At 50.8% G+C, this 12,601-nt stretch carries 10 protein-coding genes; all 10 read right to left on the reverse strand.

Features of this window, described 5'->3' with window-relative positions; genetic code table 11:
- Positions 1 to 95 precede the first annotated feature (95 nt).
- Positions 96 to 2,756, reverse strand: a complete 2,661-nt coding sequence (polA, locus tag AC0VZ8_RS26050; RefSeq protein ID WP_475484937.1) for a DNA polymerase I — start codon at positions 2,754 to 2,756, stop codon at positions 96 to 98.
- 268 nt (positions 2,757 to 3,024) lie between these two features.
- Complete coding sequence (gene phoU, locus AC0VZ8_RS26055) at positions 3,025 to 3,684, reverse strand: phosphate signaling complex protein PhoU (protein ID WP_260068054.1); 660 nt, start codon at positions 3,682 to 3,684, stop codon at positions 3,025 to 3,027.
- Positions 3,685 to 3,737: 53 nt separating this feature from the next.
- Positions 3,738 to 4,493 carry a phosphate ABC transporter ATP-binding protein PstB gene (gene pstB / locus AC0VZ8_RS26060; protein WP_009594645.1) on the reverse strand — a complete coding sequence of 252 codons (756 nt, stop codon included), beginning with the start codon at positions 4,491 to 4,493 and terminating at the stop codon, positions 3,738 to 3,740.
- Between the two features lie 49 nt (positions 4,494 to 4,542).
- The gene (gene pstA, locus AC0VZ8_RS26065; RefSeq protein WP_071218081.1) at positions 4,543 to 5,418 is read right to left on the reverse strand and encodes a phosphate ABC transporter permease PstA; all 876 of its coding nucleotides are present in this window, start codon (positions 5,416 to 5,418) and stop codon (positions 4,543 to 4,545) included.
- A complete protein-coding gene (gene pstC, locus AC0VZ8_RS26070; protein WP_071218080.1) occupies positions 5,419 to 6,351 on the reverse strand; it encodes a phosphate ABC transporter permease subunit PstC in 933 nt (310 codons plus the stop codon).
- A 59-nt stretch (positions 6,352 to 6,410) separates the two neighbouring features.
- The gene (locus AC0VZ8_RS26075) at positions 6,411 to 7,415 is read right to left on the reverse strand and encodes a PstS family phosphate ABC transporter substrate-binding protein (protein WP_071218079.1); all 1,005 of its coding nucleotides are present in this window, start codon (positions 7,413 to 7,415) and stop codon (positions 6,411 to 6,413) included.
- A gap of 128 nt (positions 7,416 to 7,543) precedes the next feature.
- Positions 7,544 to 8,734, reverse strand: coding sequence for a methyl-accepting chemotaxis protein (locus AC0VZ8_RS26080; RefSeq protein ID WP_071218078.1), 1,191 nt, complete (start codon positions 8,732 to 8,734; stop codon positions 7,544 to 7,546).
- Between the two features lie 175 nt (positions 8,735 to 8,909).
- Positions 8,910 to 9,641: a response regulator transcription factor gene (locus AC0VZ8_RS26085; RefSeq protein WP_071218077.1), complete on the reverse strand. Its 732-nt coding sequence runs from the start codon at positions 9,639 to 9,641 to the stop codon at positions 8,910 to 8,912.
- Between the two features lie 70 nt (positions 9,642 to 9,711).
- The gene (pnpS, locus tag AC0VZ8_RS26090) at positions 9,712 to 11,526 is read right to left on the reverse strand and encodes a two-component system histidine kinase PnpS (RefSeq protein ID WP_260068056.1); all 1,815 of its coding nucleotides are present in this window, start codon (positions 11,524 to 11,526) and stop codon (positions 9,712 to 9,714) included.
- A 25-nt stretch (positions 11,527 to 11,551) separates the two neighbouring features.
- The gene (locus tag AC0VZ8_RS26095) at positions 11,552 to 12,523 is read right to left on the reverse strand and encodes a bile acid:sodium symporter family protein (RefSeq protein WP_475484938.1); all 972 of its coding nucleotides are present in this window, start codon (positions 12,521 to 12,523) and stop codon (positions 11,552 to 11,554) included.
- Positions 12,524 to 12,601 lie beyond the last annotated feature (78 nt).

Consider the following 12,601-nt stretch of genomic DNA (forward strand, 5'->3'; position numbering starts at 1 on the left):
CCATGGTTTTGTGGAAAGGTATGGTGCATAATGCGCCCCTCTTCACGCCATGATCCCTATAAACGATTCTCTATCGGCTAACATATTGTATAACTTTACTTCGCTTCGTACCAGTTCTCGCCATAGCTGACTTCCGATTTCAGCGGTACCGACAGCTTCAGTGCCTGACTCATCACTTCCGGTACCAATTCCTTCATGATCTCCAGCTCATCCTCCGGCACCTCGAACACCAATTCATCGTGCACCTGAAGCAGCATGCGGCTCTTCAATTGACGATCATGCAGCGCCTTGTCCATATGGACCATGGCCAGCTTGATAATGTCCGCCGCGGTTCCCTGAATCGGCGTATTCATTGCTGTCCGCTCGGCAAAAGACCGCAGGTTGAAGTTGCTGGCGTTAATCTCCGGCAGGTAGCGTCTGCGTTCAAGCAATGTCTTCACATAGCCGTCTTGCTTCGCCTGCTTGACGATCACGTCCATATAACGCCGGACGCCCTGGAACACCTCGAAATACTGGTCAATGAAGGCCGCAGCTTCCTTCCGGGTAATATTCAGGTTCTGGGACAAGCCATAGTCGCTGATTCCATACACAATGCCGAAGTTAACCGCCTTGGCGGATCGGCGCATATTGGAGTCCACCTCATCCACGCCGACTCCGAACACGTCCATCGCGGTCTTCGTGTGGATATCCATATCGTGGACGAAGGCTTCCTTCAGCCGTTCATCATCTGAGATATGCGCAAGCACGCGCAGCTCGATCTGGGAGTAGTCCGCCGCCAAAATGCTCCAGCCCGGCTCGGACGGAACGAAAACCTTGCGCAGCTTGCGGCCCTCCTCCAGACGGATCGGAATGTTCTGCAAATTCGGATATTGGCTGCTCAGACGACCCGTCGCGGCAATCGTCTGACGATAGTACGTGTGCACTTTGCCCGTTTGTGACGAAATCTCCTTCAGAAGACCTTCCACATAAGTGGATTGCAGCTTGGCCAAGGTACGGTACTTCAGAATCAAGCGGACAATATCGTGATAAGGCGCCAGCTTCTCGAGCACCTCGGCATCGGTGGAATAACCGGTTTTGGTCTTCTTGATGACCGGAAGCTCCAGCTTCACAAACAGAATCTCACCCAGCTGTTTAGGCGAATTAAGATTGAATTCCGTTCCGGCGATCTCATATATCTCATAAACTAGCTTCTCGATCTGTCCTTCAAACTCTCGACCCAGCTCCTTCAAATCCTCCGCATTCACGGCAATTCCCTGCTTCTCCATATCGGCCAGAATGCGGGACAGCGGCATCTCCAGCTCATGGAACAGCGGCAGCATTTCATTGGCAGCCAGCTCCTTCTCCTGAACGGGAACCAGTTCGGATACAGCCAGGCATTTTCTGGCCATGTGCTCGCTGAGCTTCTCCATATCGGGAACCTTGTACTTTGCCCCTTTACCGAATACATCCTCATCGGCTTGAAGATACGCAAGCCCGTATTTGGAGGCCAGACCGCTAAAACTTTGATTCGATTCGGTCGGGTCCAGCAGGTAGGCAGCCAGATGAACGTCAAATGCCGCGCCGGCAAAAGCAATGCCCTGCCAGTGGAGGGCCAGATCAATGCGGTGCAGATCATATCCGCGTTTAGGGATCCCGCCATCGGCAAGCCAAGCACGAACAGGCTCGGCTTTTTCCGACTTCAGAACCTCAAACGGAATGAAGTACTGCCGTTCCTCCGTAGCGAGTGCGAGCCCGATCACCTCGGCATGATGGGGATTGTCCCCATGCGTCTCTACATGGAGTATAGTGACGTGGGCCAGGTTATCCGCAACCTCCTTAAGCCCCTTCGTGTCTACAAGGGTCACTTCAATCTTCGCTTCGGGCTTCGACTCAGCCGCATCCCCGCCCACTCCGCTTGTGCTCAGGTTTAACCGTTCAATGAGCGATTTAAACTCCAGCTTCGCCAGTGCGGGCCCTGCCGTCTCTTCATTCAACCCTGTAAACGCCATGTCATCCAGCGACTGCTCCAGCGGAACTTCGCGAAAGATCGTAGCCAGCTTCTTGCTGAGTATGGCGGAATCCGCATGCTCTTCGATTTTCTCTTTCATCTTGCCTTTCAGCTCGTCGGTGCGTGACACCACGGCTTCAACGGATCCAAATTCATGAAGCAGCTTCAGAGCCGTCTTCTCACCCACTCCTGGAACGCCGGGGATGTTATCGGAAGCATCGCCCATCAGTCCCTTAAGGTCGATAATCTGATCAGGCGTCAGGTCATATCGCTCCTTAATCTGTTCCGGTCCGTAATACTCGATGTCGGTAACGCCCTTGCGGACCATGGCGATCGTGGTATGCTCCGAAGCCAGCTGCAGCATATCCTTATCCCCGGATACAACCATCACCTTCCGACCAGCTTCGTCAGCCTGACGGGTAATGGTCCCGATAATGTCATCGGCCTCATATCCGCCGATTTCAAATTGGGAGACGCCAAGGCCTTTCAACAGCTCTTTCAGCAGCGGGAATTGTCCGGAGAGCTCGGGAGGCGTTTTCTGGCGGCCACCCTTGTAATCCTGAAAATCCGCATGCCGGAACGTTTCCTTGCCTGCATCGAATGCGACCATCATATGGGTCGGTTTGTGTTCCTCAATCAAGCGAAGCAGCATCGTCGTAAAGCCGTAAACCGCATTCGTCTGCTGTCCGCTGGCATTGGTCAGCGGCGGCATCGCGAAGAATGCCCGGTAAATGATATTATTTCCATCAATTAAAATCAGCTTGTCCATAGAACACCTCGCACCAATATTACTTCCTTTCCACATGATAACATAGGTTACCGCCAATTCCGAACAATCCGTTCGATTAACGGTGAATTCGTGATTTACGCAAAATAACCCCACAAAGTGGAGCCTGTGCTTAGATGCTTATTCCAAATACTTTGCGGGGGCCCCAAAACATATAAATGCGATTAAAGAATAGTCTCGCTTCGCTGGAGTTTTCTAAATGCTCGCAAAAAAAACGCCAGCTTTCGCCAGCGTTTGACTTATCATTATGCTATTGATTGAGGTCGGGACGATGACCCGTTACGAGGTACACCGTGCTCTCGCCAATGTTGGTTGCATGGTCGGCGATCCGTTCGATGTAACGTCCCACCATGATCAGCAGCATCGCCTGATTGGCCGAATCCGGATCGGAGGTCAGATGCGCATACAGGTCCTGCAAAATCACGCTGTACAAATGATCGACCTGATCATCGTCCTGGGCCATTTTATAAGCCAGATCCGTATTTTCCGTCAGATAGGATTCGATGGATTCCGAAACCATCGCGCGCACCAAATCCGACATCCGCGGAAGATCCACCAGTGGCTTGATCAGCTTCTGGCCTTGCAGACGGATCGTCACTTTAGCGACATCCCGCGCCAAGTCACCCATACGCTCCAAATCGCTTGCAATCCGGAAAGCAACTAAAATCCGGCGCAAATCTTTTGCCACAGGCTGCTGGGTCACGATTAGGCGGGAGCCGATGTCCATGATTTGCTCTTCCATGTTGTTTAACTGCACATCGTTCTTGATAACCGCCTGCGCTTTCTCCGCATCCAAGGTCTGCAGGGACTCCACGCTGTTTGCCAGTGCCTCCTCCATATGCTTGCCCATATCCTGCAGCAAACTTCTCAGCTCATCAAGCTGCTGATCAAACTCAATTCTCCGGATCATGTGTGATGCTCCTCCTATCTACTTTTAAGAAAGATCATTGTCGTGATAATGGCTTAACCGAAACGGCCCGAGATATAATCCTCGGTACGTGCGTCCGACGGCGTCGAGAACAGCGTATCGGTGTTTGCGGATTCAACCACTTCGCCATTCAGGAAAAATACTGTCTGCCCGGATACGCGTGCTGCCTGATGCATGTTGTGCGTAACCATGACGATGGTGTATTTGCTCTTCAGCTCCTGCACCAGCTCTTCGATTTTTAGGGTCGAGATCGGATCCAGCGCGGAAGTTGCTTCGTCCATCAGCAGGATATCCGGTTGTACGGCAAGTGCCCGGGCAATGCATAGACGCTGCTGTTGGCCGCCGGACAAGCTCAGCGCGGACCGCTTGAGATAATCCTTGACTTCATCCCACAGCACGGCTTGTTTCAAGCTCTGTTCCACGATTTGGTCCAGCTCCGCTTTATTGCGGATACCGTGGAGTCGCGGCCCGTAGGCGATGTTGTCATAAATTGATTTAGGAAACGGATTCGGCTGCTGGAATACCATCCCTACCTGCTTGCGCAAGGCTTCAACGTGGACTTCCTCGCTGTAGATTTCGGTTCCTCCGATTTGCACGCTGCCTTCAATCCGAGTGGAAGGAATCATGTCATTCATGCGATTCAGCGTGCGCAACAGCGTAGACTTACCGCAGCCCGACGGTCCGATGAACGCCGTCACCGTTTTCTCCGGAATGTCCAGATCCACGTTTTTAAGCGCATGGTACGTGTCGTAGTAAAGGTTTAATTTCTTAATCTGTATGATGGATTCCATATCTTATTCATGTCTCCTTTTTCACGATTAGATCTGCTTTATGCGTCTCTTAGATGTTCTTCGAATACTTGTTCCGGATCCACACGGCTGCAATGTTCATGATGAACAGCATGATGAGCAACAGAATAATACCCGAAGCCGCCAGCTCATGGAAAGCCTCACTTGGTCTTGATACCCAGTTAAAGATCTGGATCGGCATGACAGTAAACGAATCGAGCAGATTTTCCGGCAAGAAGGCCACGTACGTTAAAGCACCAATCATGATCAGCGGTGCGGTTTCGCCGATCGCACGAGACAAGGCCAGGATAACCCCGGTCATAATTCCAGGAATCGCTGATGGCAGCACGGCGCTGGATACTGTTTGCCATTTCGTTGCGCCCAGCGCATAAGAAGCATCGCGCCTGTTCTTAGGCACGGCGCGAAGCGCCTCCTGAGCGGCAACGATAATAATTGGCAGCACCAGCAGCGTCATCGTTAATACCCCGGACAACAGGCTGCGGCCAAGATTCATGCCGCGCACGAAAATCGCCAGTCCCAGGATACCATATATAATAGAAGGAACCCCTGCAAGCGTACTGATATTCAGCTGGATCAGCCGAACCCAGCGGCTGCGGCCCGCATACTCTTCAAGAAAGATTGCCGCGCCCACGCCTAATACAAAAGACAGCGGGGCCATGAGCAGGAGCAAATAAATCGTGCCGACAATCGGCGATTTCAGGCCTGCTTTATCCGCGATACGTGACGGAAAGTTCGTGAACAGATCGGGTGAAAGTCTGTGAACGCCATCCATCACGATCGTAACAATCAAAGCCATCAAGGCTAGAATACCGATACTGGTACAAGCCAGGAATATCATATGCAGCGTTTGGTCACCCAGACGTCTCCGGTTGATTCCTTTGCTATCCCCCAGATTCAATTGTTTCATCTAGTATTCCTCCCTGAAGCGGCGAGCGACCCACTGCGCCAATATATTAAGCAAGAAGGTGATGACAAACAAGGTCAGACCTACCGCAAAAATCGTGCCGTATTCAATCGTTCCTCGCGGAACGTCTCCCATGCTTACCTGAACAATATAAGAAGTCATCGTCTGAATGCTTTCCAGCGGATTCAGTGTCAGCTGCGGCGTAGCACCTGCAGCCACCGTAACGATCATCGTCTCGCCAATCGCGCGCGAGAATGCCAATACGAAGGACGATACAACCCCCGATAAAGCGGCAGGCAGTACAATTTTCAGTGCAACCTCAAATCGGGTAGCACCCAGCGCGTATGCCCCGTGACGAAGGCTCTTAGGCACCGCACGCATCGCGTCTTCACTTAAAGACGAAATCATCGGCAGGACCATGATGCCGACCACGAGACCCGCACTAAGCGCATTGAATATCCCCATGTCGGGAAAAATCTTTTGAAGGAATGGTGTTACCGTTTCAAGCGCAAAATATCCGTAAACAATCGTTGGTACACCAGCCAACACTTCAAGCACTGGCTTTACAACCCCCCGAACCCGGGCAGGAGCGTATTCATTGAGATAAATAGCGCATGCCAAGCCGATAGGCACTGCGAAAATGATCGCAATGCCTGTAATCAGCAATGTGCCGCCCAGCAAGGGCAGCACGCCGAATTCTTTTGGAGGGAGAATTGGACTCCATGTCGTTCCAGTCAAGAAGGACCATACCGGCACTTCTTTGAAGAAGATCACGGATTCCTGTAGAAGCGTATATACAATACCGATGGTGGTAAACACCGAAAGCATGGCACACAAGCCGAGCAGGATTGGAACGATTTTGTCTGAGAGGCGTGTTTTGCTTCGACGGAATGTCATGCTTTTAGTGTTTGCCGCCACGGGTGAAGTTTTGTTCATTCTCCTCTTCCCTTTCTATGGGTTGCCCGAAGGATTCCCTTCGGGCATGAAGTCTTTAATTATTTTGCCAACTTGTCTTTTTCTTCTTGATACTGTTCATCTTGAAGCGGTACGAAACCAACTTCGCCAGCAAGACTAGCGGCATTATCAAGGTAGAAGTTCATGAACGCATTCACTTCCGGACGCTCAAGCTCCTTATCGTTTACATAGAGCAGCAGCGGACGGGACAATGGAGCATAACTGTTATCCTTGATCGTTTCCATGCTTGGAGCTACTGTAGCCGTACCGTTATCGATCGGAACCAGCTTCAATTTGTCTTGGTTCTCTTCATAGAAGGAGAATCCGAAGTATCCGATGGAGTTCTTGTCGCCAGCAACCCCTTGTACGACTGCGTTTGTATCGGCACTGAACGTGATTTGGCTATCGTTTCTGCTTGCTTGCGCTTCACCGTTAATCGCTTCTGTGAAGTAGTCGAATGTTCCGTGGTCTGTACCAGGAGAGTAAATTTTGATTTCCTCTGCCGGCCATCCTTCGCGAACGTCAGCCCATGTTTTTACAGTGCTGTTCGGCTCGTAAATTTTCTTCAGCTCATCTACCGTTAATTTATCTACGAATTCATTGCTCGGGTTAACAACAACGGATAGTCCGTCATAAGCTACCAGAACCTCATGATAGGTAATGCCCTTGGATTTTGCTTCTTCAGCTTCACTGTCTTTAATAGGACGGGATGCATTGGAAATTGGAATCTCTCCATTATTGAAGCGTTTGAAACCGCCACCTGTTCCGCCTGTTCCAATCGGAATGCGGACATCCGGGTTTGCTGCGCCGAACTCTTCAGCAATGGCTTCAGTTAACGGATGCAATGTACTGGAACCGTCAATTTCAATCGTTCCCGACAAAGCTGTTGTGGTGCTTCCTTCATTTTGCTGTGCTGAACCGTTGTCTGTATTTTCTCCTGAAGCACCGCCGGAAGTTGTTCCTCCGCCGCATGCCGCCAAAAGCGTGCTCAGCATCAATACCAGTACGAGAATACCTGCTGGTTTACGACCCCTTCTTTTAAACAAACGAATCCACTCCTTCAAAATGGTTGTTGTCTCTACTTCCTACTTACAATATTGATAATAATCCCGGAATGTAATAGCAGTTTCTGAGAAATGTAAACGCAGTGTAAAATATTTTAATCATAGTAGAGTTATAGATTCGACCTTTCTTCCACGATCGAAGCTTCACCGGTGTTCATTCCCGCAAGCTCATCCTTGACCTGCTCCACTCGCTTCACGGTTTCCTCGGCCAGTTGATAAACCTGATTACCGGACTTCTGAACCTCTTGAACGGCGTTGTCCATTTCATTAAACATTTGGGCACCTTCCGTTACATACCCCTCGCAGGATTGGATTTCCTTCAGCGACGATACAGCCCCCTTGGCTGTATCTGCTGCCAGCCGCTGGATTTGCTCGAGCAGCTGCGATATATCCCCTGACAGCTTGCGCGTTTGTTTTGCTAGCGATTGTACCTCTGCCGCAACCACTTGAAATCCACGCCCATGCTCTCCGGCATGTGCTGCTTCAATTGAGGCATTCATGGCAAGCAGACTGCTTTGGTTCGCAAGCTCGGTAATCATGCCGGTGATGGAAAATATGCGGCCGGCATCGGCTGCGAGTTCGGAGGCCTGGCCTTCACGCTTCGTCATATCCTCTACAAGACCAAGGTACGAGGTTCGGACAAGATCCAGTTTCTCCTTCCCCGTTTGTGACCACTCCCTCATCCGTATACATTCCGAGTTTGTTCTCGCTGCTGCCGTTCGGACCTCGGTTAAAGAAGATTGAATGTTCCGGGTATGCCGGTAGCTTTCCTGCAGGATAAGTTCCCGCTTCTCTTCCGCTTCCGCTTGGAGCATACTGGACAGACTCATCAGATCCCGGACGGTGAGCACGCCTAGCAGTCGTCCTTCATCCGTGATCAGGACACAATCGTAAAATTTGGAATCCGGGCGCTGCAGGGACAATTCCAGCAGCGTTCCGACCTTCTCGAATATATCGACACGCGTCGGTTGATGGTCCGCAAACTGGTAGGCGGGCTTGGAATAATACAGATCCACGGCAAACCTGCCCATCATTCGCTGATAAAACACATCCCGCATAATCAGTCCTGCTGGTGTATCTGCCTCATCGCAATAAATAACACACGGGATACGCTGATCCTTCGCAAACACATTCAGCACATCGAGGCAGGATTCAGATTTTGTTATAACAGGGACCCTTCTTATGTATTGCCGATATAATGCGCCTGCTTCAGGCTCGCTTGCTGCTTGTCCATCAAGTACCGGCTCTACCTCCATCTTCATTCTCTCTGTCTGATTTGGTTTGGTTTGAAGCAGTGTCATGCGCCTTCACCCCTTCTTCATCTGGTCCTTTAGACGCATCTTACCGGACAAGTATTATGGGAATATACTCGAATGATTAAGGGAGTGTAAACTGCGGAAGGATAATTGCGCGGAAATGAGACATTAGACATGTCAGGATCTGACCAAAGACCCAAAAAAAAGACTCCTCATCATTTCAAACGGAATGATGGGAGCCTTTTTTCGGATTCACTACAAGTTTATAACCAACCCCGCGAATGGAGTCAATGTGTACAGATTCAGGATCGAGCTCAAGCTTCTTGCGCAGGGAACTCACATGAACGTCCACGGTTCGCTGACCGCCGATATAATCGAAGCCCCAGACCACGTTCATCAGATCATCCCTCGTTAACACAACGCCCGGTTTTTTGGCCAGGTAGAGCAGCACCTCAAATTCTTTCGGCCGGAGATTAATGCTCTGACCGCCAAGCCGGACCTCGTATTTCTCAGGATAGATTTCCAATTCTCCAAGCGAAATGACGTTTCCCTGGTGGTCTGTCGTCTTTGCTTCATCGGCATGACCGGAAACCCGGCGCATGACGGCTGATACACGGGCCAGCAGCTCAGATACACCAAATGGCTTGGTAATATAGTCATCCGCCCCCATCTTCAAACCTTGAACAACTTCCTCTTCGGCGTTCTTCGCGGTCAGAATAATGATCGGCGTGGTAATTCCGTTACTTCGGAGCTTCTCTAAAATCTGAAAGCCGTTCATGCCAGGCAGCATGACATCCAGCAGGATCAGATCATATTCATGATTCGACGCTTTCTCGTAACCTGCGGTACCGTGTTCCTCTACCTCGACTTGAAAACCTTCCTGCGTCAGATTGTAGGACAACAGCCGCGATAGTGTCGGCTCATCTTCAATAACAAGCATGCGTTGCGTCAATGTTACCCCCGCCCTTATCTTGATAATTGGACTGCTTATGCAAGTATATCAACAGAATGTTAACGGAGTGTTAACTTCCTGTATCGTGCGTTTCCTGCAGGATCGGAAGCTCAATGATGAAGGAGCTCCCGATTCCCAGCTCGCTCTCCACCTTGATGGTACCGTGATGAAGATCCACCAGATGCTTCACGATCGACAGTCCAAGCCCCGTTCCGCCTGATCCGCGTGAACGCGCTTTATCCACCCGGTAGAAACGTTCAAATATACGGGGAAGATCTTTCTTCGGAATGCCAATCCCGGAATCCTTAACAACGAACTCCACAATATCCTCGGCGTTCCTGTTACTATGCTTTTCACGAGCGGTTAATTTTACTCGTCCGCCTTCTTGCGTGTAATTGATCGCATTCGAGAGCAGATTCATAAAAATCTGGCGGAGCTTGTCCTCGTCCCCCTCCATAAACAGCTCTTCAGGGATGTCAAGCTCCAGGCTGATCCGCTTCTTCTCCGCCACGGTGCGCATCATTTCGGATATTGTATCAAAGAATGCCGACAAATGAATCGGCGAGTAATCCATCTGAATCCGCTTGGATTCGATCTTGGACAGCTCCAGAATGTCACCGATCAGCCGGTTTAGCCGTTCGGATTCGTCATAGATAATCTGGAGGAAGGAGCGCGATGTCTTCTCATCGGTCACCCCGCCGCCAAGCAGCGTTTCAGCAAACCCTTTCACCGCAGCGAGCGGAGTCTTCAGCTCGTGAGATACGTTGGCCACGAATTCGCTCCGCATGCGTTCAAGTCTGCGGATATCACTTACATCCTGCAGCAGGAACAGCATCCCGCGATAAGACTCCTGCTCTTCCTCCTGCATCATCGCAACCCCATCCAGGCGGATGATCGATTCCACCGGATAATAAATGTTGCGCTCCTCATGGAAGTCCTCCTTGCTCTCAAGGCCTTCCTCCATCAGTTTGGTCAATTCATAATGCTGCTTAAGCTCACGGTACGATTTGCCTGTTATCACTTCGGCATTAATGCCGAGCATTCTCTCGGCAGCACGGTTCACAAGAATGATCTGGCCTGCCCCGCTCACCATGACAATACCGCCTGTCATATTGTTTAGAACGCTTTGCAGCAAATCTTCATTGTCCCGTATCGTCCGCAGCTGGGTTTGCAGGCTGTCGGCCATTCCGTTAATGGCGTGCGCCAATTGACCGATCTCGTCTTTACGGTGAATCTTTACCCTCGCATCATATTCAAGACGCGATATCCGTCTGGCTACGCGCGTGATTTTCTCAAGCGGCGAGGTCAAGCCCTTGGCGACACGATAACTCACCAAGGCAGCTATCAGGAATAGCACCAGCAGGCCGATCCCCATCACGGTCCAGCCTTGTTTGACTCCCTGGTCCACTTCCTTGAGACTGACGGACAATCGGACGAATCCGTCGAAATTCTCTCCGGCCTTGACCGGAAGTGCGACGTACAGCATGTCCTGCTCAAGCGTATCGCTCCGACGAATGGTACTCCCGCGCCCCGCTTTTACCGCTTGAAGCATCTCTTCACGATAAGCGTGGTTATCCATGGTTAACGGATCACTCTCCGAATCCCCGATAACCTTACCATCCTTCAATATAAAGGTCACTCTCGCATCAGACAGTTCTTCAAGCTGCAAGGATCTTTCGGTATAATACGAAAGAGCATCCGCGCTGTCCGTATCCGGAAACTCCATCATGGTCTGCAGAAGCCGAATCTCCCGGACCATATTGTCCTCCAGCAGCTGAATGTGGGACTGCTTGAACACCGTCACCATAGCCAGTCCTGCCGCGAGCATAGATAACCCAATTAAAGTAAGCATAATCAGAGTCAAACGATTGCGATACTGCCTCATGGTCTCTCCTCTTTCTGCCGCGTGATCATTTTGGATAACTTACCGCCCGTGTGCGTCTTCGTTGGAATAACGCATGAATGATGGTTGCCGCCGGCTGCTGGAACATAATGCCAAGCACCACCGGGATGGAAGCCTGGGGTGAGAAATACGTTGTAGCCAACACCATCCCGAGTGATATATTACGCATTCCGGACGCGTATGTAAATGTAATTTGCATTTCCTGTGTCGGTCCGAGCATCGCATAGGAGCCAAAGTAGCCAAGCAAATAGCAGATCACAATCAGCGTAACGACAACCGGGATTACTACCAGCATCTCCTCCTTCATGCCTGCTGCATGGGGAGCGATGGCTGCCGCGTTCAGCATCACCACGAGCATAAAAAACAGCTTCGATATGGGCTGAGCTACAGGAGCCGACCAGTCCTTGACCCGTCCTTTGGAACCTTCATACAGCATCACCCCGATCAGAGTGGGTAATACCACCATGGTCAGCAAATCGAGAATCAGTTCAGACGCATTCCATGTAACCAGTGCATCCCCGATAAACATCTCCATCAGAGCCGGTACGACTAAGGGACTGAGTATAGTATCCAGCACAACTACCGCCAGGATGAACGGAACGCTGCCGCCTGAGCTTCCGACCCACATCACCGAGGATATCCCCAGCGGAATGATCGCGAACAGCAGCAAGCCAATCGTATAATCCGAATGCGCACCAAACACGGCCGAGCCCAGTCCATAGGCAAGCACCGGAGCAGCCGCATGGGCTAGAAAGAGCGTTAATATAACAGCAAAGGGGCGCTTCAGAACCCCTTGCAGATGACGGATCCCACAGCCTAGTGCCATCACCAGTGTAATATAACCGAATAGATAAGGAATCCAGTGAACAAAGTCCACCAAAACATCCGAGAGCAGCCAGCCTAGCACCAGCGAGCCTGGAATCAAGAGAAAGGTGTACTTTTCAAACCAAGATGCAAAGGCTAGTCCAAAACTTCTCACCTGTTTCCTCCAATGACTGAATTGACGTATTTGACTTTCATCATAAACCGGAGTGTCCGAAAACCGCAACGAAAATTC

It is taken from the genome of Paenibacillus sp. QJM3NY_38 (genome assembly GCF_056173265.1).

Excerpts from the sequence above, each read along its gene's own strand:
- phoU (WP_260068054.1), bottom strand. The coding sequence starts at position 3,684 with ATGATCCGGAGAATTGAGTTTGATCAGCAGCTTGATGAGCTGAGAAGT.
- pstA (WP_071218081.1), bottom strand. The coding sequence starts at position 5,418 with ATGAAACAATTGAATCTGGGGGATAGCAAAGGAATCAACCGGAGACGT.
- pstB (WP_009594645.1), bottom strand. The coding sequence starts at position 4,493 with ATGGAATCCATCATACAGATTAAGAAATTAAACCTTTACTACGACACG.
- pstC (WP_071218080.1), bottom strand. The coding sequence starts at position 6,351 with ATGAACAAAACTTCACCCGTGGCGGCAAACACTAAAAGCATGACATTC.
- polA (WP_475484937.1), bottom strand. The coding sequence starts at position 2,756 with ATGGACAAGCTGATTTTAATTGATGGAAATAATATCATTTACCGGGCA.
- AC0VZ8_RS26080 (WP_071218078.1), bottom strand. The coding sequence starts at position 8,734 with ATGACACTGCTTCAAACCAAACCAAATCAGACAGAGAGAATGAAGATG.
- pnpS (WP_260068056.1), bottom strand. The coding sequence starts at position 11,526 with ATGAGGCAGTATCGCAATCGTTTGACTCTGATTATGCTTACTTTAATT.